This window comes from Burkholderia sp. JKS000303, from assembly GCF_002563755.1.
GTDB classification, from domain to species: Bacteria; Pseudomonadota; Gammaproteobacteria; order Burkholderiales; family Burkholderiaceae; genus Burkholderia; species Burkholderia anthina_B.
Genome location: NZ_PDBZ01000001.1, coordinates 2,928,147 through 2,951,027, shown reverse-complemented (window position 1 = coordinate 2,951,027; position 22,881 = coordinate 2,928,147). Strand labels below are relative to the sequence as shown.

Annotated in this window: 19 protein-coding genes; 5 read left to right on the top strand and 14 right to left on the bottom strand. The window is 67.2% G+C overall.

The window, feature by feature from the left end; genetic code table 11:
* Window positions 1–3: 3 nt before the first annotated feature.
* The 5 genes from BX604_RS14090 to BX604_RS14070 form a co-directional block, all read right to left on the bottom strand.
* Window positions 4–2,142, bottom strand: a complete 2,139-nt coding sequence (locus tag BX604_RS14090) for a type VI secretion system Vgr family protein (RefSeq protein WP_098551332.1) — start codon at window positions 2,140–2,142, stop codon at window positions 4–6.
* Window positions 2,143–2,274: 132 nt separating this feature from the next.
* Window positions 2,275–4,158 (bottom strand): type VI secretion system baseplate subunit TssF, encoded by a 1,884-nt coding sequence (gene tssF / locus BX604_RS14085; RefSeq protein WP_098551331.1) that lies wholly within the window; start codon window positions 4,156–4,158, stop codon window positions 2,275–2,277.
* 343 nt (window positions 4,159–4,501) lie between these two features.
* Window positions 4,502–5,011, bottom strand: coding sequence for an OmpA family protein (locus BX604_RS14080; RefSeq protein WP_098551330.1), 510 nt, complete (start codon window positions 5,009–5,011; stop codon window positions 4,502–4,504).
* 84 nt (window positions 5,012–5,095) lie between these two features.
* Entirely contained in the window at window positions 5,096–6,364 is a 1,269-nt protein-coding gene (locus BX604_RS14075) for a diguanylate cyclase domain-containing protein (RefSeq protein ID WP_098551329.1), read from the bottom strand.
* Window positions 6,361–7,068, bottom strand: coding sequence for a YfiR family protein (locus tag BX604_RS14070; RefSeq protein ID WP_098551328.1), 708 nt, complete (start codon window positions 7,066–7,068; stop codon window positions 6,361–6,363). Before BX604_RS14070 ends, BX604_RS14075 begins: the two co-directional genes overlap by 4 nt.
* Before the next feature lie 423 nt (window positions 7,069–7,491).
* Here BX604_RS14070 and BX604_RS14065 point away from each other — a divergent pair, with 423 nt between their 5' ends.
* From BX604_RS14065 to BX604_RS14050, 4 genes are all read left to right on the top strand, one after another.
* A complete protein-coding gene (locus tag BX604_RS14065) occupies window positions 7,492–8,379 on the top strand; it encodes a LysR family transcriptional regulator (protein WP_098551327.1) in 888 nt (295 codons plus the stop codon).
* Between the two features lie 170 nt (window positions 8,380–8,549).
* Window positions 8,550–9,986, top strand: coding sequence for an N-acyl-D-amino-acid deacylase family protein (locus tag BX604_RS14060; RefSeq protein WP_098551326.1), 1,437 nt, complete (start codon window positions 8,550–8,552; stop codon window positions 9,984–9,986).
* A gap of 69 nt (window positions 9,987–10,055) precedes the next feature.
* Entirely contained in the window at window positions 10,056–11,396 is a 1,341-nt protein-coding gene (locus BX604_RS14055; protein ID WP_098551325.1) for an MFS transporter, read from the top strand.
* 14 nt (window positions 11,397–11,410) lie between these two features.
* The gene (locus BX604_RS14050; protein ID WP_098552871.1) at window positions 11,411–12,751 is read left to right on the top strand and encodes an amidase family protein; all 1,341 of its coding nucleotides are present in this window, start codon (window positions 11,411–11,413) and stop codon (window positions 12,749–12,751) included.
* 29 nt (window positions 12,752–12,780) lie between these two features.
* Here BX604_RS14050 and BX604_RS38950 read toward each other — a convergent pair whose 3' ends face one another.
* Window positions 12,781–12,951 carry a hypothetical protein gene (locus tag BX604_RS38950; protein ID WP_257146310.1) on the bottom strand — a complete coding sequence of 57 codons (171 nt, stop codon included), beginning with the start codon at window positions 12,949–12,951 and terminating at the stop codon, window positions 12,781–12,783.
* Window positions 12,952–13,177: 226 nt separating this feature from the next.
* Here BX604_RS38950 and BX604_RS14045 point away from each other — a divergent pair, with 226 nt between their 5' ends.
* Window positions 13,178–14,419 (top strand): NAD(P)/FAD-dependent oxidoreductase, encoded by a 1,242-nt coding sequence (locus tag BX604_RS14045; protein ID WP_098551324.1) that lies wholly within the window; start codon window positions 13,178–13,180, stop codon window positions 14,417–14,419.
* A gap of 23 nt (window positions 14,420–14,442) precedes the next feature.
* Here BX604_RS14045 and BX604_RS14040 read toward each other — a convergent pair whose 3' ends face one another.
* From BX604_RS14040 to BX604_RS14005, 8 genes are all read right to left on the bottom strand, one after another.
* Window positions 14,443–15,204, bottom strand: coding sequence for a FadR/GntR family transcriptional regulator (locus BX604_RS14040; RefSeq protein ID WP_098551323.1), 762 nt, complete (start codon window positions 15,202–15,204; stop codon window positions 14,443–14,445).
* Between the two features lie 71 nt (window positions 15,205–15,275).
* Window positions 15,276–16,166: an amidohydrolase family protein gene (locus BX604_RS14035; RefSeq protein WP_098551322.1), complete on the bottom strand. Its 891-nt coding sequence runs from the start codon at window positions 16,164–16,166 to the stop codon at window positions 15,276–15,278.
* Between the two features lie 47 nt (window positions 16,167–16,213).
* Window positions 16,214–17,155, bottom strand: coding sequence for an ABC transporter substrate-binding protein (locus tag BX604_RS14030; protein WP_098551321.1), 942 nt, complete (start codon window positions 17,153–17,155; stop codon window positions 16,214–16,216).
* A gap of 82 nt (window positions 17,156–17,237) precedes the next feature.
* Window positions 17,238–18,275 carry an ABC transporter permease gene (locus tag BX604_RS14025; RefSeq protein WP_098551320.1) on the bottom strand — a complete coding sequence of 346 codons (1,038 nt, stop codon included), beginning with the start codon at window positions 18,273–18,275 and terminating at the stop codon, window positions 17,238–17,240.
* A gap of 19 nt (window positions 18,276–18,294) precedes the next feature.
* Window positions 18,295–19,848 carry a sugar ABC transporter ATP-binding protein gene (locus tag BX604_RS14020; protein WP_098551319.1) on the bottom strand — a complete coding sequence of 518 codons (1,554 nt, stop codon included), beginning with the start codon at window positions 19,846–19,848 and terminating at the stop codon, window positions 18,295–18,297.
* A 12-nt stretch (window positions 19,849–19,860) separates the two neighbouring features.
* On the bottom strand, window positions 19,861–20,637 hold the full coding sequence (locus tag BX604_RS14015) for an SDR family oxidoreductase (RefSeq protein ID WP_098551318.1): 777 nt from the start codon (window positions 20,635–20,637) through the stop codon (window positions 19,861–19,863).
* 91 nt (window positions 20,638–20,728) lie between these two features.
* Complete coding sequence (locus tag BX604_RS14010) at window positions 20,729–22,006, bottom strand: L-fuconate dehydratase (RefSeq protein WP_098551317.1); 1,278 nt, start codon at window positions 22,004–22,006, stop codon at window positions 20,729–20,731.
* A gap of 23 nt (window positions 22,007–22,029) precedes the next feature.
* Window positions 22,030–22,872, bottom strand: coding sequence for an ureidoglycolate lyase (locus tag BX604_RS14005; protein ID WP_098551316.1), 843 nt, complete (start codon window positions 22,870–22,872; stop codon window positions 22,030–22,032).
* Window positions 22,873–22,881: the final 9 nt, after the last annotated feature.

The window sequence follows — 22,881 nt, the reverse complement described above, 5'->3', positions numbered from 1 at the left end:
GAGTTATTTGTTGAGATCGATGCGCTTGCCGTTGACCATCACGCCGTCGTCGGTCATCAGGATCACGGAGCCCTTGTGCTCGAGGCGAATGCCTTCCGGCGCGAGCGAGATCGAGCTGTCCTGCACCTTCAGCAGGATGCCGCGCTCGGCCACGTGAACCTGCGTACCGCCGCCTCCGTCCTTGGCCGGCGTCGTCACCTCGACGGTGGTTGCCGTGGTGCTGCGCTTCTCGGCGATCGTCTCGGTCAGGTTGCCCTGCGGAATCTGCTTTTCTTCGCTGCCGGTCGCCACGAGGACGGTACGCATCGGCCCCATCACCTTGTGCGTCTCGTTGTTCTCGACGACGGTGTTCATGTCCTTCTGCGCATGCATGAAGAATTCCTGCATGCCGTTCGTGTCGGTCATGCGAATCTCGTTCGAACCCTGCCCCTTGTGCGTCTGGCTCTTGATCCCCATCGTCTGGCCGGCCGCGCCGTGGTACGGATTGCCTTGCTCCCCGTTGAACACGCGCCCGACGATCACGGGGTTGTCCGGATCGCCCTGGTTGAACGCCACGAGCACTTCCTGCTTGATCCGCGGAATCGCGGCCGCCCCCCAGCCGTCGCCCGCCCACGGTTGCGACACGCGCACCCACATCGAGTCGGATCCGTCCTTCTTGCCGCGCCGATCCCACGGGAAGTGCAGCTTCACCGCGCTTCCGTTCGTGTAGATTTCCTCGCCCTTCGGGCCGACGACGATCGCCGACTGCGTGCCGTGAATCACCGGCTTCGGCGTCGCGCGCGGCGCACGGTACGGAATCTTCTTCGGCAACAGCGCGAAGCTGTTGCGATACGGCAGCTTGGCGTTGTGCTGCGTGTAATCGTTCACCGCCTCGTGACGCACGTGCAGGATCACGTATTCCTGGTTGTTCGCGAGGACGGGGTGATTCGCGACGGTCACAGCGCCTGCCGTCGTCATGCGCCACGCATAGCCGCCACCGGTATAGCGATGAGCCTGCGCCTCCTCGGCTTCCATCGCGAAACGCGCATAGCGGTTGCCGTCGTCGCCGTGGTCGTACAGCGACTGATGCTCGAACCGTTCGGTCGCGTCGAGCCGCGCATGCTTGAGGTTCTGCGGCGCAGCCTCCACCAGCATCAGCGGCGACGACGGGTTCTGGTAGTTGAAGTCGCGAAACGTGACCTTGCCGACCCCGAAGCGCCGGCCTTCGTGCAACTGATCGATACCGCTGTCTTCACTGGCCTCGGTCGCGGCGAACGGCACGGTGGCCAGCCCATCGATCGGACGGAACAGCAGGTTCGTGTCGCCGATCACGAGAAAGTGCTTGTCCTTCTCGTAGCGGTGCGTCCAGACGAGCCCCTCCTGCTCCATCAGCCGCGTGCAGAAGTTGTAATAGGACTCCTGGTACATCACGACGTATTCGAGCGGCTTCTGGCTCGTGCGGATATCGAACACGAAATCGGAAAACTCGTGCTCCTGGAAAATCTCGGTGAGAATCTCCTGCGCGGTCTTGTTCTGGAAGATCCGGCAGTCGGTGGAGCGCGTCAGGAACCAGAACCACGGCACCGCGGTCAGGTGATACTGCGTGACGTTGCCGGGGTTGCCGGCACGGTCGAACGACGCGACGTAGCCGTCGAAATAACGGTCGTTGTCGCCACTGCCCGTCGCGACGATGCGTTCGAGGGTCGACAAGCGCGCCTGCTGGTCGAGCCGGATCTTGACCTGCTGGCCGATCAGGTCCTCCGGGCGCAAGTCATGGCGATGCGACAGCAGGTCGAGATGGATTTCCGGCAACCGGTTCACGTGCTCGTCGACGACGGCCGCGCTCACCAGCAGCACGTCCGGCCCGAGCGGCGTATCGAGCGTCACGTAGCGATTGAGCTGGGTCAGGCGCGCGGGGTTGGCGGCGCCGTTGATCGCGTCGGCAATCGCGCCGGGCGTCTTGTCCATCAGCGAGAAGCCAGTTTGCGCGAGCTGCATCGCGCGCTGGACGGTATCGACGTGCCCGGCCAGGCCGGCGAGCGGCCCGAGGCTGCCGGCTACGCTCGACGCCACTGGGCCAGCCAAGCCGCCGAGCGCACTCAAGGAGCCGAGCGCACTACCGCCAAAACCGCTGGGAATACCCCCGTTCGGAGCGAAACTCATTCTTTTTCCTTGCTTGTGTTCTCAGGTTCTATTGGCCGGTTCCCCGGCCCGAGGCCTCGATAATGTAGGTCAAAACCCGACCGTGCGAAAGGCAATCCGCAAACGTTTGACTCGCACCCCGATAATCGGAAACTAGATCAAAGGCTGGCTGCCGGGACACGGTTGCCCGCGCCGAAGCAGCGCACCGGTCTGCGCCGAAAACAACACGACCTGCACGAAACTGGTGACCGGCACGTAGGGCGCGAAAAACCGGTCCATCACGTGCGCGAACCCGCCCAGGCTGAACCCGGCGAAACGCTGCTCGTCCACGACCAGTCGCACTTCCAGCCCCTGCACGAACGCCGACGCCGGCTTGCCCGGCAGCCAGCACCGCACGCGCGCGGTCGACAACGAGACGAGCGCATCGAAACGCCGCCCGGCGTCGACGGAGCCTTCCGCCCAGCGCGCGCAAAGCCGCCTGAGCTGGGGCAGGCCACCCTTGTCCAGCCGGATCGCCTGCGGCACGAGAAGCGACAGCAGATCCCACAGCTCCCCATAGCGGAAAGCCGGCGCCCGGCTTCGGGTCGGCCGGTTCAGCAGCATGATCGTTCCCACCGGGTCGCCTTTCGCCGGGACCAGCTCGCGCGCCTCCATCCCGGACAGGTCGCCCTGGGTACAGGAAAGCCGGACCGCGAGTTTGCGCTTGCCAGGATCGGCCGGTCGGCCGTCGCGGTCGGTCAGCTGGAGTTCGACGCCGTTGAGCGATTCAGGCGTGTCGTCCAGGACCGGCGCCGGCGTCTTGTCGACCTGCGCGGCGTCGGAATCGCCGGGCTGGCGCTTCGGTGCCCGCCTGGCCTCGTCCCGCAATACCGTCCAGAACAACCCCGGACGACTGTCCATGCCGTGCCTGAGCGAATGGAATGGCGCCAGGGTCGACGTTCCCGCGTCTGAAATCTGACGAACGGTGTCGATCGACCAGATGTCCGTCCCGGACGTACCTGCCTGGGCAAGCGCCTTCACCGGGTAATACGCGCAACCGGCGTAAGTCTCGATCGGCTCGGCATCGTCCGCGAACAGGTTGATCACGGGCGTACAGAACAAGCGCACATGGTCAGCCGTCGCGGCGGCCAGACGCTGAGCACGATGCGAGTCGGGATGCACGCCGGCGATCGCGAGGTGCAGCGCGACGCGGCGACTGTCGCCGGCGGCCCGCCTGAGCGGCCGCATGTCGATATCGACGAAGTCGAAGCGCTCCGGAACGGCGCAGTACGTCATCAGCAGGTGAAACGGCCCGAGGGTGTCGTCAGGCGGCAGGTCGAGCAAGGCATCGGTCGGCTCGATGCCGACGGCCGTCATCACCACGTCCGGCAAACGCTTCCAGCGACCGGAATCGCCCGCTTCGGCGAAACTTCGTACGGCAAGCAGGAGGGCTGCGTCCGCGATTGCCGCGACCACCTCGCGCGCGCCGGTGAAATGCAGGCGCAACCTGTCCGGCACGATCGCAAACGTGGCTTCCGATGCGGTCAGCTCGAACGTGATGGTCAGCAAACCAGTCGTTTCCGGTGGCAACGACGCGTCTCGCGGGGCGATCGCCGACGTCGTGTAACGCACGGCCGCGACGGTCAGAGGCGCGGTCGTGACGTCGTCCGCCATACGAAACACCGCCCGGCCGACGGGTGCGACCAGTCGATCGCCGCGGCGGATCGCGCGGGGTGGCGGGGGCTTGTCGGTGACATTGCAATGAAATTGCGCGATCGCACACGACGGAAACGGGCGCACGAACGCGCCGTGCAGCGATTCGAGAAGATCGCGCGTCAACGCCGGGACATCGTCTTCGAGACGAATGTCGTGAGATGCCGCCATCAACGCGAACGACTGCAACAGACGCTCGACATGCGGGTCGTCCGATCGCTCGCCGTTGATCGCGAGGCGGGCGGCGATTTTGGGGAAGCGCTGCGCAAACGTCTGCATCGAACGGCGCAGCAGCGCGATCTCGCGTTCGAAGTGCGGCAGCAGATCATCGGGTTCGAGAGCCATACACGTTCCGGTCGTCGCTGCGCTGGCCGCATGGCCATGCAGCGCTCAAAAATTGGGCGGAACGATTTTATTCAGGCAATCGAAATCGTCGTTTCGAATGTGCCGAACGGCTTGCGGCCAGGCATGACGGTTTCATGACGCCGATGCGTCCCGGATGCCACGCACATCAAGGTCCGCTGCACGCGGACGGATGCTCGCGCATGCGCCCGGCAATGGTGGCAAACAGTTACAACGGACTGCCCTGAGACATGCCCGCAGCCGTGTATTCACGAGCAGACCGGGCGGAAGGCTCAACGACGGGCACCCACTGTGATCGGGGCACGCCAGGGCGCGACGCGCCCCCTCACCTCGGCGAAATCACGATCGCCGCCCGCCGGTTCTGCGCCCGCCCGGCGGGTGTGCGGTTATCCCCCACCGGATCGCTCTTCCCCTTCCCGACGATCACGATCCGCTTTCCGTCCAGCCCGACGTCGACCAGCTCGATGGCAACCACCTCCGCCCGCCTTCTCGACAACTCGAGATCATAGGAAGCCTCGCCCTCCTCATCCGAGTACCCATAAACCCGGACCCCATTGATCCCCGCCGACCGCAGCGTCTTTCCAATCCGCTCGACAATCCGCCTGACATCCGGCAGGAGGTTATACCGGTCGAAGTCGAACAGGATCGGCCCGGTCGACCCGAACTCGAACCCTTGCTCGGTCTCCTGAAACCCGGCTGACTTCAGCGCCGTGACCTGCGTCTGCGTGAGCCCCCGATGCAGCGGCGGCGTCTGGCACCCGCCAAGCAGCAGGCACAGCAACACCGCGCTCCCGACACACATTCGCCCAATACTCACAGGCAACGAGTTTTTCATCATCGACCCCTAGGTACGCGCCCGCATCGCGTGCGCTTTTTATCCCGCCGCCGCGGCCTCGCCCGCAGCGCGAAACAATGGACCTCAAACCGGCCCGGCAACGCCCTCCGCCAACTGCCACGATCCCGGTCGCGCGCGCTTGGCGCGGTACATCGCGGCATCGGCCGCGCGCAGCAGGCCGCTCGCGTCGGACGCGTGGTCGGGATACATCGCCACGCCGGCACTCATCATGGTGGCCACCATGCGTCCGTCGGACAGCTCGATCGACGGCACCATGCCGGACAAGATCGCGTCGGCAATCCGGCCTACGCTGTCCGCTTCGCGCACCGCCGCCAGCATCACCGCAAACTCGTCGCCGCCCAGGCGCGCGACCAGATCGGTCTCGCGCACCTGCGTGCGCAATCGCGCCGCGACACCGACCAGCACCGCGTCGCCGGCATCGTGGCCCAGGCAATCGTTGATCTCCTTGAAGCGGTCGCAGTCGAGATACAGGATCGCGACCCGCTGCCCCGTCACGACGGCGTCACACAGCGCAAGCGACAGACGAGACTCGAACTGCGAGCGGTTGGGCAACCCCGTGAGCGCGTCGTGCGTCGCCTTGTGTTCGAGCGACGCGTTCTCGTCGCGCAACGTGTTCTGCCAGTCCTCGAATTCGTCGAGCAACGCATTGAAGTCGTCGCCGAGTTGATTGAGTTCGGCGATCGCGGCAGGCTCGACGCGCCGCGCGAACGCACGCTCGCGCCGCACGGCGTGCGCGACGCCGGCAAGCGCGCGCAACGGCGCGACGATGTTGCGCAGCAGACGCTTCGAGCTGACATACGCGCCGAGCACGCTGACGGCCAGGCAGCCGAGAATGCCGCCGATGCCGCCGAGCAGGAATCCGAAGAACTGATGTCCGCGGCCACGCACGATGACCTTGCCGACGACGAGGCCGTCGTGCATCACCGGAATGGTCACGGGCCCGGGCAACGCGAGATCGGCGACGCCGCGCTCGATCCGCGCGATCCGGCTTTCGACGGGTAGCTTCCAGATCGCGAACAACTGGCCTTTGCCGTCGATGACCACCACCTGCGCGACGTCCTCGTCGTTGGCGATCAACGCGATCGCCTCATTCGCCGCGACGCGGTCGCCGAACACGAGCGCCGCCTCGACGGTGTAACCGAGCGAGCGGGCCAGCAGGTTCAGGTTGTTGCCGGCATACGCGCGCAACGCGATCACGGCGACGACGATCAACGACACGGCAGCCATCGTCACCGCGACGAACGCGAGGCGCAAATGCGCACGACGCAACACGCTTTGCAGCGTCGGGCGCGGCACACGTGAAGACGGAATGGAGGGCGCGGAACGTGTCATGGCGTCAGCGGCCGCCGCGCGAGGTTGAGGACGTTCGGGTGCACACGCACGCCGCTGCGCGCGACGGCGTCGAGATTGATGTCGAACGTGACGCGTTCGCCCTCGACCGTGAGACAGAACATCGCACCCGCGGTGCAGGACTCATCGTGTTCGGCGATCGTCAGCACCGGGTGGCCGGCCAGCGCGGTCCTCACGCGCGCGCGCTCGTCGTTGTCCAGGGCGCCGAGATAGACGACATCGCACGCGATGCCGAGCGCGGGATCGTCGAAGCGGACGCGCTGCACGTCGAGCACGGTCGAGCCAGCCTGCAACGGGTCGGTCAGTCCGCCCGCGTAGTCGGGCTTGCCCGTCACGCACAGATGCAGACGAACGGGTGTCGCGGGCCAGCGCGTGAAACTGACGATGCCAAGCACGACCTGGCGCACGGCGGAGTCGTGTGAAGAAATCGCGGGGTTGGCAGGACTCACGGGAGGCACGGCGGCGGCAATTTGTACCGTATCGACCGGATCGTCGGTATTGGCAGGCGCCCCCGCGAGGACAGCAGGTGCAACGGTCAGAACGCAAACGATTGCGACGAACGCGTGGCGCAACGAGGCGACTCGGCCCGATCGGCCGGACGCCATTCGCGCGACGAATGCCGCCGCACCCGCCGGCGTCGATGCGGCTGCATGACTCGCAGCCGCCGCGCACACACTCGCATCCATGATGGAAACATCTGCGGCAGTCGTGCCCGGCGCTACGTGCTCCCTCCATGCGCGTGCAGGCACCGTATCCCGCGCACGATTCCTTCCATCTTAGGTAAAAATTCGTATCCCAAACCAGTGGGATACACCCGCGAATCACGTCGGAAAGTATGTTGAATCGGTGCCGTGGAAATCGACGGCCATCCAACGTCGACGTCGATAAATTGATCTGCGGATTGGATGCCCGCTCAGGGAAAAATTCAACCATCCAGCGCGCGCATGCAAGCGTCTCGTCCGCGTCAACCAGCGCGATCCGCGATGCGTGTACCCTCCACGTCCGTATGGGCGACGCTGCAGGTCACGAAGCGATATCGACGAGAATATCCGCTGGCCGGCTGCCGCCATACGTCCGAATGCCGGAGCCGGCCTGCACACTGGAGCGTCATGAAAGTCGAAAACTCGGAACTGGAAGCCTTCGTCGCCGTGGCGGAACTCGGCACGTTCCATCGCGCGGCAGAGAAGCTGAACCTGACGCAGCCGGGGCTGTCGCGCCGCATCCAGAAACTCGAGCAGACGCTCGGCGTCGAGTTGTTCCAGCGCACCACGCGTAGCGTGACGCTGACGGGCGTCGGTCGCCAGTTTCTCCCGATGGCGCGCGAGCAGATCGCGCAGCTCGGGATGATGTTGTCGTCGATCCAGGACATCGCGCAGAAGCGTTACGGCAAGGTGCGACTCGCGTCGATCCCGACGGTCGTCGCGCAGGCGCTGCCCGACGTGCTGCGTCGCTACGCCGACAAATATCCGCACGTCGCCGTGCAGATCCTCGACGGCAATCACGACTTCGTGCTGTCGCAGGTACGCGCGGGCATCGCCGAATTCGGCGTGAGCCTGCATCCCGGCGTCGACGACGACCTCGTGTTCGAACCGCTCTTCACCGATCGCTACGTGCTCGCCGCCCATGAGGAGGATCCGCTGGCGCGTGCGGACACCATCACGCTCGGCGAGTTACGCCACGCGAAGCTGATCATCGGCGGTCGCGACAGCGGCAACCGCCTGCTGCTCGAAATGCTGATGGGCCAGGAAGCGGTGCGAACCCGCTGGTTCTACGAGGTCGAGCACATCTCGTGCGTCGCCGCGCTGGTGGCGGCCGGGGTCGGCTGCGCCATCCTGCCCGAGAGCGCGCTGCGCGCGTACGGCTCGCCCGCGGTGCGCGCGGTGCCGATCGCGAGCCCGACGATCGACCGCACGGTCGGCATCGTGCGGCATCGCACCATCTCGCTGTCCAGCTTCGCAAGCGACCTCCACGCGTTGGTGAAGGCGTCGTTCCCGTAACGCCGCGGGCCGTGCGTCGGCGCGGCAGCGCCCGCATTGATGCGGGTTTCGCATGAATTCCGAGCCGAACGGCATTGGACGCCCGAAAAATGGCCGGAGACGATGGTGGCGAACATGAACGACGGAAACGGGCCGCGCCCCGGGCCCGGACAGCTTCTGGAGGAACCACCATGCACTTCGACGTGATCCTGCGTCGCGGCGAATTGATCGACGGCACCGGGGCTGCGCGCTTCGAAGCCGATCTCGGCGTGACGGGCACGCGCATCGCCGCGATCGGCGACCTGGGCGATGCGACGGCCACGCATACGGTCGATGCGAGCGGCCTCGTCGTCGCGCCGGGCTTCATCGACAGCCACACACACGACGACGCGTTCGTCCTGACCGATCCCGATGTCGAGCCGAAGGTCGCACAAGGCGTCACCACGGTAATCGCCGGCAACTGCGGGATCAGCCTCGCGCCGCTGCTCGCCGAACGCGATGTGCCGCAGCCGCTCGACCTGCTGGGCGCGTGGCAATCGTTCCGCTTCCCGTCCTTTCGCGCGTATCTCGACGCGCTCGACGCAACGCCCGCCGCCGTCAATACGGCAGCCCTGGTCGGCCACTCGACGCTGCGCGTGCGGCACATGCCCGATCTCGAACGCGCCGCCAGCGCGGCGGAAATCGCGGCGATGGCGGCCGACGTGCGCGAAGCGATGGCGGCCGGTGCGTTCGGCGTCTCGTCGGGCACCTTCTACCCGCCCGCGGCAGCCGCGACGACGGACGAACTGATCGACGTCTGCGCGCCGCTGCGCGAGACGGGCGGCGTATTCGCGACGCATCTGCGCGACGAAACCGACGCGATCATCGCATCGCTCGACGAAGCGTTCCTGATCGGGCGCGCACTGGACGTGCGCGTCGTGCTGTCGCATCACAAGGTGGCCGGCAAGGCCAACCACGGCCGCTCGGTCGAAACGCTCGCGCATATCGACGCACAACGCACGCGTCAGCCGCTGTGCGTCGACTGTCATCCGTATCCCGCCACGTCGACGATGCTGCGCGCGGATCGCATCCGCCAGTCGTCGCGGGTGATCCTTGCCTGGTCGAAGCCGCATCCCGAGCTCGCGGGCCGCGACTTCCACGAACTGCTGCCGCTGTTCGGCGATTCCGTCGAGGCCGCGATCGACGCGCTGCGCCCGGCCGGCGCGATCTACTTCGTGATGGACGAAGCGGACGTCGAGCGCATCATCCGTCACGACCTGACGATGGTCGGCTCCGACGGGCTGCCCAACGACATGCGCCCGCACCCGCGGCTGTGGGGCACGTTCCCGCGCGTGCTCGGCGAATTCTCGCGCGAACGCGGCCTGTTCCCGCTCGAAACCGCCGTGCGCAAGATGACGGGTCTCACCGCCGAGCAATTCGGCATCACGGAGCGCGGACGGCTCGCGGTCGGCCACTACGCCGATCTCGTCGTGTTCGATCCTGCACGCGTGATCGACCGCGCGACGTTCGCGAACCCGACACTTCGCCCCGAAGGCATCGCGCACGTGTTCGTCAACGGGCGCGCCGTGCTCGAAGACGGCCGGCACACCGGCGCGCGCCCCGGCCGGGCACTGCGCCGGCAAATCTAGGATCGCCCGCTCGATGGCGCGTTTGCGTGGTCGCGGCAGCCGCCCCGAGTCAACCTGCACGGAGTCACCATGACGAATCCCAACGGTGCCGCCACGCCGCGCGGCATGCAAGCCGGTTCGAGTCCGCACGCGGAATCGGCCGCGCCCGGCCTCGACGCGCTGTATGCGCGCCTGAGCCGACGCATCATTCCGCTGATCCTGGTCTGCTATTTCTTCGGTTATCTCGACCGCGTCAACGTCGGCTTCGCGAAACTGCAGATGGTGACGGACCTGCACCTCACGGACGCCGCGTACGGTGTCGGCGCGGGCCTGTTCTTCGTCGGCTACCTGCTGCTTCAGGTGCCGGCCGGCTGGCTCGTGCGACGGATCGGCGTGAAGCGCTGTCTCGCCGGCTCGATGCTGACGTGGGGCGTCGTGTCGGTCGCGACGCTGGCGACCCGCGACACCGCGAGCTTCTATGCGCTGCGCTTCCTGCTCGGCGTGACCGAAGCGAGCTTCTTCCCGGCCGTGATCGCGTACTTCAGCGTGTGGTTTCCGTCGCACCGGCTCGCGAAGGTCATGGCCTTCCTGTTTCTCGCGATGCCACTCGGCGTGATCGTCGGCGGCCCGCTGTCGGGCTGGATCATGGACGCCACGCACGGCGGCTTCGGGCTGCGCGGCTGGCAGTGGATGTTCCTGATCGAAGGCCTGCCCGCCATCGTGCTGGGCATGTATCTGCTCGTGCGCGTGACGGAACGGATCGACGATGCAACCTGGCTGACCGACGCGGAAAAACGCATGATCCACGCTGAAATGGCGCAGGAAGCAGCCGGCAAGCGCACCCACCTCGGCGCCGCGTTGCGCGAGCCGACCCTGTGGCTGCTGTTCGCGACATCGTTCCTCTACAACGTCGGCAACTACGGGCTCGTGTTCTGGATGCCGACGATGATCAAGGCGCTCGGATCGCTGAGCAACCTCCAGATCGGCCTCGTCAGCGCGATCCCGTACCTGGTCGCGTCGGTCGCGATGGTCGCGAACGCGCAGCATTCGGTGCGAACCGGCGAGCGACGCTGGCATACGGCGCTGCCCGTCGCGATCGGCGGCGTCGCGCTGCTCGCGAGCCTCGGGATGCACGCGCATCCGGTGCTCGCGGTCGCCTGCCTAACCGCCGGCGTGGCCGGCATCATGAGCACGCTTGCGATGTTCTGGAGCTTGCCGTCGCGGATTCTCGCGGGCGAAGCGGCCGCAGGCGGCGCCGGGCTCGTCAACATCGGCGCAGCGGTCGCGGGGTTCGTCGGCCCGACGCTGATGGGCTATGCAACAGGCTTGACGGGCAGCACCGAGCTCGGCGTCGCACTGCTCGCGTTCACGCTGTTCGCCGCCGCCGCGCTGATCCTGTCGATTCCGCGCCGGCTCATGGTCCGCACATGAACACGACACCTTCGATGCGCAGCGCGCTGACGCTGGCGGCCGGGGTTCGTGCGGGACACGTAAGCGCGGTATCGCTCGTACAAGCCGTGCTTGCCGACATCGCCGCACGCGACGGCGCGATCAATGCCTGCGCGCACACCTTCGACGAACGGGCACGGCGCGATGCGCTGCGCGTCGACCGTCTCGTGCGGGACGGACGCGATCCGGGGCCGCTGGCCGGCGTGCCGTTTCTCGTGAAGTGGAATATCGACGTGGCGGGTTACACGACGGTCGCGGGTTCGCCCGCGCGAGCCGCACTCGCTCCCGCCGCCACCGATGCGGCGGCGGTCGCGCGACTGTGCGCGGCCGGCGCGATCCCGGTGGGCGCGACGCACATGGACGAACTCGCATGCGGCGCCACCGGCGTGAATCCGCACTATGGCGCGGTGCGTCTGCCGCCCGACCCCACGCGCATGACGGGCGGTTCGTCGAGCGGCTCGGCCGCTGCGGTCGCCGCCGGATACCTGCCGCTCGCGCTCGGCAGCGACACCAACGGCTCGATCCGCGCACCGGCAGCGCTGTGCGGCGTGTGGGGGTTTCGTCCTGGCGAAGGCCGGCTGTCACGCGCCGGCTGCCTGCCCTATGCGGAATCGCTCGATACCGTCGGCGGGTTCGCGAACGATATCGACGATCTCGCGGCGCTGTATGACACGCTCTGCGATGCGCCCGCCCTGCGCGCGCGACCCACTCGCGATCCGGCCGCCCCGCTTCGCGTCGCCGTACTGACCGGCGATTTCGAAACCCAGGCCGATGCGGATGCGCAACGTGCTGTCCGGCGTGCCGCCGCCTGCTTGCGCACGAACGAATCGGTCCCCGTCGCCAGCGACGAAGTTGCCCGCGTGCGCGAAGCGGCGGTCGAGATCTCGAATGTGGAACTTGCGCGCGCCCATCGCGGGTTGCTCGACGCTCCGGCGGCGCTCGTCTCCGACCGCCTGCGGTCGCGCATTGCGATCGGCCTTGCAACGTCCGACGCTATGTATCGGCAGGCACTGGCCTGTCGTGCCGCGTGGCGCGCGCGCATCGAAGCGCTGTTCGCGCACTACGACCTGCTGCTCGCGGCCGCGACGCCCTATGCCGCGCCGCGCTTCACCGATGCGACCGTCGATGTCAACGGCATCGCACTCGAGCCCGCGAAAACGCTCGGCCTGCTCACGCAGCCGATTTCATTCGCGGGGCTGCCGGTCGTCAGCGCACCCTGCTTCGCATCGGGCGAATTGCCGGTCGGGGTGCAACTGATCGGTGCGCCGGGAGGCGAGGCGGTGTGCTTTCACGCCGCACGGCAATTCTCGGCCGCCTGGGGCAACAGGCTCGGCTAACGCCTTCGTCGTCCGCCCCGCGTATCCGATCAGCGCTTGTCGGCTTCCTCGACGAAAATCCCGAACCACGCGTTCATCACGGCCCAGCAATCCACCGGCTCGAGTTCGGCCGGATGCGCGTGCGCGTCGAACCACACGCTGCCGGTCGCCCGAAAGCGCTTCAACTCCGCAGCGTATGCATGTGCGGACAAATCGACCATCGCGCGTCACCCCGAATGCCGGAACCCGCGCATTCTACTGCCCCGCCCGACCGAAACGACCGACACCACCGCGAACCATCGCGCACGGGCCAGCCGCGCCAGGACGGCCGCGCGCCCCCTCTTGGTGCGCCACGCCGCCGCGAGTATGCTTTCACTTCATACGATCTCCAACCCGGGCGCACGCACCGCACCGCGGCCAAGCGCCCCGCTAACGGCCACTCACACGATGGACTTCGACGTAATCGTTCTGGGCGCGGGCATCGTCGGCGTCTCCGCCGCGCTGCATCTGCAGGATCGCGGACGCAAGGTGGCGCTCGTCGACCGCGGTGCGCCCGGCGAAGGCACGAGCTTCGGCAACGCGGGGCTGATCGAGCGCTCGTCGGTCGAGCCGTATCCGTTCCCGCGCAGCCCGTTCACGCTGATGCGCTACGCGCTGAACCGCTCGACCGATCTCTACTGGCACAGCACGTCGCTGCCGGCATTCGCGCCGTGGCTCGCGCGCTTCTGGTGGGAATCCGCGCCGATGCGTCATGCGGCGGCCTCGCGCGACATGCTGCCGCTGATCGAGCGCTGCATCATCGAGCACGACGCGCTGATCGCGCGCGCCGGCGCCGCGGAACTGATCCGTGCGAGCGGCTGGATGGAAGCGTTCCGCACGCCGGCTGCGTTCGAGCGCGCGGTCGCCGATGCGGGGCTCACCGCGCGCCGCCACGGGCTCGGCATCACGCCGCTCGACGCCGACGCACTGCGTGCGCGGGAACCGAGCCTCGCGCCGGGCTTCTGCGGTGCGTTGCACTGGCTCGATCCGAAGAGCGTCGTCGATCCGTCCGCGCTCGTCAAAACCTACGCGCACCTCTTCGTGCAGGGCGGCGGCACGCTGCTCAACGGCGACGCCGCGAGCCTCGAGGCGCTCTCACCGGGCTGGCAGGTCACGACGGACGACGGCAGCGTCGCCGCGCCGGCTGTGGTCGTTGCGCTCGGCCCGTGGTCCGACACGGTGTTCGGCAAGTTCGGCTACAAGATTCCGCTGCGCGAGAAACGCGGCTATCACATGCACTACGCGCCGTCCGAACGCGGCACGCCGTCGGCGCCGATCGTCGATCGCGAATACGGCTACGTGATCGCGCCGATGCGACGCGGCCTGCGGCTGACGACCGGCGTGGAAATCGCGCGCCGCGGCCTGCCGCCGACGGGCGTGCAGCTCGAACGCGCGGAACGCGTCGCGCGCCCGGTGTTCGGCTTCGGCGAACGGCTCGACCCGCAGCCGTGGCTCGGCTTCCGCCCATGCACGCCCGACATGCGGCCGGTGATCGGCCCCGCGCCCGCGCATCGCGGGCTGTGGTTCGCGTTCGGGCACAACCATCACGGGCTGACGCTCGGCCCCGTGTCCGGTCGCCTGCTGGCCGAAATGATGACGGGCGAAACCCCGTTCACCGATCCGACGCCTTATCGCGCGGATCGTTTCTGAACCCGTAGCGTGTCAAAGCGCGCTCAGTCGAGCGCGCGGCCGAAGATCTCGATCACTTCGTCAAGATGCTCGGCCATCGCGCGGCGCGCGGCTTCCGGGTCGCGCGCGCGGATCGCGTCGAGGATCGCGCGGTGCTCGAGCTCCGAGCGGTGCGGCATGTCGTTCGGCATGTACAGCGACTGCAGCCGCTGAAACATCAGATCGTATTTGTGCGCGAGCAACTGCTTGATCATCAGCGCATACGCGGGGTTGTCGCTCGCTTCCGCGATACGGATATGGAACAGCCGGTCGCCCGGATGCGTGAGCGAGCCGCTGCGGTTGTCTTCCTGGTTGCGCAGGAACGCCTCGTGGATCCCTTCGATCTGCGCGTCCGAGCCGTGTTTCGCGGCGAGCGACGCGGCTTCCGGCTCGATCAGCCGACGCGCCTGCAGCAGCGCGAACGGCGGGATTTCGGTGTCGAGGTCGAGCGCGATGCCGAGTTCCGGATCGATCTCGACGATCGAAAACGGCGCGACCTTCGTGCCGGGTTGCAGCGCCGGCGCGGCGGCCGCCTCGGGCTGGCGCACCTTTACGCCGTCGCCGACGCGCACGCTGACGAGCCCGTTGACTTCGAGCGCGATCAGCGCCTCGCGCACCGACGTGCGCGACACGCCGAACCGTTCGGCCAGTTCGCGCTCGGGCGGCAGATAACTGCCCGGCGGAAAATCGCCGGACTCGATCATGCCACTGAGCTTGTCGGCGATCTGCTGGTACAGGCGGCGGTTCTGAATCGGCTGGATGGACATACGTTGATACAGGTGAGCGGTTTCGTTGCGAACGGTCTGCGCAATGAAGCGGCAGGCCGTTCGCGCCTATTTTATATGCCGGGCTTCGACTCGCCCGGCACCGCATAGCAACGCGCGGCCGTGCCCCCCCACAAGGCGCCGCGCTCGGCGGCCGACAGCCGCGCTTCGGCCCAGCGCTCGACCAGCGACGTCACTTCGTCATACGACGCCGCGAGCAGACACACGGGCCAGTCCGATCCGAACATCAATCGCTGCGGCCCGAATGCGTCGAGCGCCGCATCGAGGCACTGCTCGATGTGCCGGATGTCCTTCGCGCGCAGGCCGCGCCGCCAGTCTGTCTCGGTCACGAGCCCCGACAGCTTGCACACGACATGCGGCAGCGCACCGAGCTCGCGCAACCCGGCACGCCAGCGTGCGAGCGCGGTGTCGTCGCGTTCGAACTCGGCGAGCGCGGGCTTGCCGGCATGATCGAGCACGAGCCAGTGCGCATCGTGCCGCGCGCAGAACGCGCGCACCTCGCGCAACTGACGCTCGAACACGAGCACGTCGTATACATAGCCGTTCGCCTGCAACCAGGCGACGCCGCGGTTGAACGCGGGATCCTCGACGAACGCGCCGAAGTCGGCTTCGTCCTGCATCTGATGACGAAAGCCGCGCAGCTTCGGGCTCGCCCATGCGGCGATGCGATCGGCGAGTTCAGGCGCCCCGAGGTCCTCCCAGCCGACCACGGCCGCGATGTGCGCGTCGTCGCGCGCGAGCGCGAGCAGGAATGCCGTCTCGTCGCATCCGGCGCGCGCCTGCACCGCGATCGACGCGCCGAGCGCCTGCGCATGCATCTGCGGCCACAGCATGTCGGGCAGGTAGTCGCGCGCGAGCACGCCCATCCCGGGGCCGATCCACGGATAGTCGGCCGCGCGATAACGCCAGAAGTGCTGATGGGAATCGATACGCACTGCGCCCATGGTGTCCTCGTGTTCCGCCCTGACCCGCGCATGACATCACGTCACGCTCAGTCGTACAACACCGCCGCGATCTTCGGGTCGTCGATGTTGGACTTGTCGTACCAATAGAACCCGGTATCAATGACCTTCGGCAGCTTCTCGCCCTTGATCGCCTTCACGGCCGCCTCGACGGTCTTGTAGCCGATCCCGATCGGGTTCTGCGTGATCGCGCCGGCCATCAGCCCGCTGCGGATCGCATCCTTCTGCTGCTTGCCTGAATCGTAGCCGACGATCACGACCTTGCGCTTCATTTCGCGCACGCCGTTGACCACGCCGATCGCCGAGCCTTCGTTGGTGCCGAACAGGCCCTTGAGCTTCGGATACGCCTGCAGGATCGACTTGGTCACCTCGGTCGACTTCAGCTGGTCGCCCTCGCCGTACTGCACGGTCACGACCTGCACCTTCGGGTGCGCCGACTTCATCCGTTCGAGAAAGCCGTCGCGACGGTCGATGCCGGTGCGGCTCGTCTGGTCGTGCGCGACCACCGCCACCTCGCCTTCGTCGCCGATCAGCGCGGCGAGCTTGTCGGCGGCGAGCGCCGCGGCGGCCTTGTTGTTGGTCGCGGCGGTCGTCACCGGGATGTCGCTGTCGACGCCCGAGTCGAACGCGATCACGGGGATCTTCTCGGCCTGCGCCTTCTTCAGCAGCGGCAGCGCGGCCTTGCTGTCGAGCGCCGCGAAGCCGAGCGCGGCCGGTTTCTTCGCGATCGCGGCGGACAGCATGTCGATCTGCTTGTCGACCATCGCCTCGGTTTCGGGGCCTTCGAACGTCACCTTCACCTTGTAGTCCTTCGCGGCCTGCATCGCGCCCGCTTTCACGGCCTGCCAGAACTGATGCTGGAAGCCCTTCGAGATCAGCGGGATGTAGGTTTCCTGCGCGTGCGCGCCGGCGACGACGCCGACGGCGAACGTCAGCCCGACGATCGCATTCAACACCTTGCTCCTGATCACTTCGCGTCTCCTTGGTGGGTATCGACTGAAATGCCGGCCAGGCCGGCGGTGAAGCGGATGCATGCACGTCCGTGCATCGACGTCAGCGGCGACGCCGGCGCAGGATGTCCACGTACACGGCGAGGATGATGATCACGCCGGTGACGACCGTCTGCCATTCCTGCGCGACCGACATGATGCGCAGGCCGTTGGTCAGCACGCTCATGATGAATGCGCCGATGATCGTGCCGACGATGCTGCCCGCGCCGCCGGACAGCGACGTGCCGCCGATCACGACGGCCGCGATCGCATCGAGCTCGTAGCCCTGCCCGAGCGCGGGCTGCGCGGAATTCAGCCGCGACGCGATCAGCAACCCCGCGATCCCGCACACCGCGCCGCTGAACGTGTAGACGGCGATCTTCCACGCATCGACGTTCACGCCGGACAACCGCAGCGCCTCCTCGTTGCTGCCGAGCGCGAACGTGTAGCGGCCGAAGATGGTGCGGTTCAGCACGATCGACGCGCCGATCGCGACGAGGAACAGGATCAGCACCGCGTTCGGGATCGGCAGCGACGGAATCAGGTTGCCGATCAGCGAATCCTGCGCGATCGACGTGAAGCCGGGCGTGTCGTTGAAGTAGATCGGCCGCGTGCCCGAGATCACGAGCGACAGCCCCTTGAGCAGCATCATCATCCCGAGCGTCGCGATGAACTGCGGCACCTTCATCTTCGCGATCACGAAGCCCGACACGCTGCCCGACAGCGCACCGAAGAACAGCGCGGCGAGGATCCCGAGCGGCAGCGGCATCCCCCAGTTCGTCAGCACGACGCCCGCCATCACCGCGCAGAACGTCATCAGCGTGCCGACCGACAGGTCGATGCCCGACGTGATGATCACGTAGGTGCAGGCGACGGCCAGCACGCCATTCACGGCGGTGGCCTGCAGGATCGACACGAGGTTGTCGACGTCGAGGAAGTTCGACGATGCGATGCTGAAGAACACGATCAGCAGCACGAGGCTCGCGAACGCGAGCAGCTTCTGCCGCGCGGCCGGGTTGAAGAAGCGGGCGCGCAGGCCCGGTGCGGCCGCCGGCGTGTCGCCGGTGGCAAGAGGCGGAACGGGATGCGTATCGTTGGACATGATCGGGTAGGCGTCTGAATCAGGACAATACGGTCGACTCGCGCTGGGTCGCGAGCTGCATGATCTTTTCCTGGGTGGCGTCGGCCGCGCGCAATTCGCCGGTCACGCGCCCTTCGCACATCACGAGAATCCGGTGGCTCATGCGCAGCACCTCGGGCAATTCCGACGAGATCATCACGATCGCCTTGCCGTCGGCGGCGAGCGCGTCGAGCAGCTTGTAGATCTCGCTTTTCGCGCCGACGTCGATGCCGCGCGTCGGCTCGTCGAAGAACAGGATGTCGCAGTCGCGCAGCAGCCACTTAGCAATCACGATCTTCTGCTGATTGCCGCCCGACAGGAGCCGCGCCGGCTGCGCGACCGATGGCGTGCGAATCGAAAGCTGCCGCACATACGACTGCGCGGTGTCGCGCATTTCGCGGGCATCGAGAAACGCGCCGCGGCGCACGAAACGGCGCATGCTCGACAGCGCGATGTTGTTCTGCACGTCCATCCCGACCGCGAGCCCGAAATGCTTGCGGTCCTCCGACAGATAACCGATGCCGTGCCTGACCGCGTCGGCCGGCGTGCGGATCGTCACGGGCTTGCCGTGCACGCGGATCTCGCCCGCGTCGATCGGGTCCGCGCCGAACACCGCGCGCGCGACCTCGGTACGGCCCGCGCCCATCAACCCCGCGAAGCCCAGGATCTCGCCACGCCGCAGCGTGAAGCCGACGTCGCGGATCGCGCGGCCGCGCGACAGGCCGCGCACTTCGAGCGCGACGTCGTTGGACGACGTATCGGGCGGCGTCCGGAACGTCGTGTCGAGCTGGCGGCCGACCATCATCGCGATGATCGCGTCCATCGACGTGTCGGCCATCGACACGGTCGCGACGTACTTGCCGTCGCGCATCACCGTCACGCGATCGGCGATCTGGCGCAGCTCGTCCATCTTGTGCGAGATGTAGATGACGCCGACGCCATGCGCACGCAGGTCGCCGATGATGCGAAACAGCTCGGCGATCTCGGCGTTGTTCAGCGCGGCGGTCGGCTCGTCCATGATCAGCACGCGCGAATCGAACGACAGCGCCTTCGCGATCTCGACCATCTGCTGTTTGGCGACCGTCAGCCGGCCGACCGGCGTGCGCGGATCGAGATCGAGCCGCATCCGCGCGAAGATCGCGGCGGCGTCGCGGTTGAGTGTCTCTTCGTCGACGAACACGCCGAAGCGGCCGCGCGGCTCGCGGCCGATGAAGATGTTCTGCGCGACGCTCAGGTGGTTCATCAGATTCAGTTCCTGATGGATGATGCCGATGCCGAGCGCCTGCGCGGCGCGCGGATCGGCGATCTCCACCGCGCGGCCGTCCATCCGGATCTCGCCGCCGTCCCGCTGGTACACGCCGGCGAGGATCTTCATCAGCGTCGATTTGCCGGCGCCGTTCTCGCCCATCAGCGCATGCACTTCGCCGGCGCGCAGGTCGAACCGGCAATCGTCGAGCGCCTGGACGCCCGGAAAACGCTTGCTGACGCCGGTCAATGCGATCAGCGCGGCGGGGGCCGCGGGTGCGGCGGTCATCGGGGTCGGGTCGGGTTGCATGGTTCGCCGTCCTCAGCCGATCGCACGATCGAGATGCGTATAGCCGCCGTCGACGAACAGCCACTGGCCCGTCGTATGCGATGCGCGTTCCGACAGCAGGAACACGGCCGTGTCAGCGATCTCGTCGGCCGTCGTGAAGCGCTTGCCGAGCGGCACCTTGCCGGCGATTTCGGCCAGCTTCGCGTCGGGATCGTCGAAGCCGGCGATCCAGTTCTGATAAAGCGGCGTCATGACTTCGGCGGGGATCACCGCGTTCACGCGCACGCCGTCGCCGCGCAATGCGACGGCCCATTCGCGGGTCAACGCGAGTTGCGCGCCCTTCGACGCGCAATAGCCGCTCGTATTGCCCTGCCCGGTCACGGCCGTCTTCGACGAGATGTTGACGATCGCGCCACGCGTCGCCTTCAGGTGCGGCACGCAGTAATGCGCCATCGCGTAGTAGTGGATCAGGTTGCGCTCGAGCGATGCGACGAACGCGTCACGCCCGGCATCGAGGCCGACGCTGTCGTTGATGCCGGCGTTGTTGACGAGACCGTCGATGCGGCCGAAACGCGCGATCGTCTGTGCGACGGCCTCGCGGCATTGCGCATCGTCCTGCAGCTCGACGGACACCCACGCGGCGCGCGGCTGCTTCTGCGCGAGCGTGTGCCAGAACGTATCGTCCGGCGCGTGCCGCGCGAACACCACGGGAATCGCGCGTTCGTCGGCCAGCCGCATCGAGATCGCGGCGCCGATGCCCGATGCACCGCCGGTCACGATCGCGACCTTGTCTTGCAGATTCAAATCCACTTCGCGTCTCCGTCGTTCGTGTCGTCGCCGCGCAGGCCGCGCGCGGCGCATCGTACGTCGTGCTTCGTCATGCTGCTTCGTGCTGTTTCTGTCAGCCGCGGAACCGATACTGCTCGAGCGATTCGGGCTTCATCTCGATCGAAAAACCGGGCGCCGTCGGCGGCATGTACGCCGCACCGCGCACGACGCACGGTTCGACGAAATGCTCGTGCAGGTGATCGACGTATTCGGTCACGCGCCCTTCCTTCGTGCCGGAAATGCACACGTAGTCGATCATCGACAGATGCTGCACGTATTCGCACAACCCGACGCCGCCCGCATGCGGACACACCGGCAGCCCGTACTTCGCGGCCAGCAGCATCACCGCGAGAATCTCGTTCACGCCGCCGAGCCGGCATGCGTCGATCTGCACGACGTCGATCGCGCCGCGCGCGATGAACTGCTTGAACAGCACGCGGTTCTGGCACATCTCGCCGGTCGCCACCTGCACGGGCGCGATCGCCTCGCGGATCTTGCGATGCCCTTCGACGTCGTCGGGGCTCGTCGGCTCCTCGATGAACCACGGTTTCGCGAACGCGAGCTCGCGCACCCAGTCGATCGCCTCGTCGACTTCCCACACCTGGTTCGCGTCGATCATCAGCTTGCGGTCCGGGCCGATCACCTCGCGCGCGATCGTCACGCGGCGGATGTCGTCTTCCAGGTTCGCGCCGACCTTCAGCTTCACGTAGTCGAAACCCGCGTCCACGGCTTCGCGGCACAGCCGGCGCAGCTTGTCGTCGCTGTAGCCGAGCCAGCCGGCCGACGTCGTGTAGCACGGGTAGCCGTCGCGCTCGAGCGCCGCGATCCGCGCGGCCTTGCCCGGCGCCTGCCGGCGCAGCAGGTCGAGCGCTTCGTCCTGCGTCAGGCAGTCGGTCAGGTAGCGGAAATCGACCGCGCGCACGATGTCTTCCGGGCTCATGTCGGCGACGAGCCGCCACAGCGGCTTGCCCACCGCCTTCGCCCACAGGTCCCACACCGCATTGACGACGGCGCCCGTCGCCAGATGGATCGCGCCCTTGTCGGGGCCGATCCAGCGCAACTGGCTGTCCGACGTCACGTGCCGCCAGAAACGGCCCATGTCCGCGCGGATCCAGTCGAGGTCGAGGCCGACGACGAGATGACGCATCGCGTCGATCGCCGCGCAGCAGATTTCGTTGCCGCGCCCGATGGTGAACGTGAGCCCGTGGCCTTCGAGCCCGTCGTGGTCGGTTTCGAGCACGACATACGCGGCCGAATAGTCCGGATCCGGATTCATCGCATCGGAGCCGTCGAGCTGGCGCGAAGTCGGGAAGCGCACGTCGAGGACGCGCATCGAACGAATGATAGGCATGGCGAACGGTCCGTTGAAGGGAATCAGGCCTGCACGGTGCGCTGGCGCTGCTCGCCGAGCCCGTCGATGCCGAGCGTGATCAGTTGCCCGGCGCGCAGATAGACGGGCGGCTTCTGCCCGAGCCCGACGCCCGGCGGCGTGCCGGTCGAGATCACGTCGCCCGGCTGCAGGCTCATGAAGCGGCTCAGATAGCTGATCAGGTGCGGCACGCGGAACACCATCGTCGCGGTGGTGCCGTTCTGGTAGCGGTGGCCGTCGACGTCGAGCCACAGCCGCAGCGCGTGCGGATCGGGCACTTCGTCGGCCGTCACGAGCCACGGGCCGAGCGGGCCGAACGTGTCGTTGCCCTTGCCCTTGTCCCACGTGCCGCCGCGTTCGAGCTGGTATTCGCGCTCCGACACGTCATTCACCACGCAGTAGCCGGCGACGTGCGACAGCGCATCGGCTTCGTCGATATAGCGGCCGCCCTGGCCGATCACCACGCCGAGTTCGACTTCCCAGTCGGTCTTCTCCGAGCCGCGCGGAATCTCGACGTCGTCGTTCGGCCCCGAGATCGCGCTCGTCCATTTACCGAACACGACGGGCTCCTTCGGCACGTCCATGCCCGATTCGGCCGCGTGGTCGGAGTAATTGAGCCCGATGCAGATGAACTTGCCGACGCGGCCGACGCACGCGCCGAGCCGCGGCTCGCCTTCGACGAGCGGCAGCGACGACGGCGGGATGTCGCGCAGCCGCGCGAGCGACGCCGGGGTGAGCGCGTCGCCGGCGACGCCGTCGATCACGCCCGACAGGTCGCGGATCTTGCCCTGCGCATCGAGCAGGCCCGGTTTCTCATGGTGTTTGTCGCCAAATCTCAGCAGTTTCATGGGGTCGTC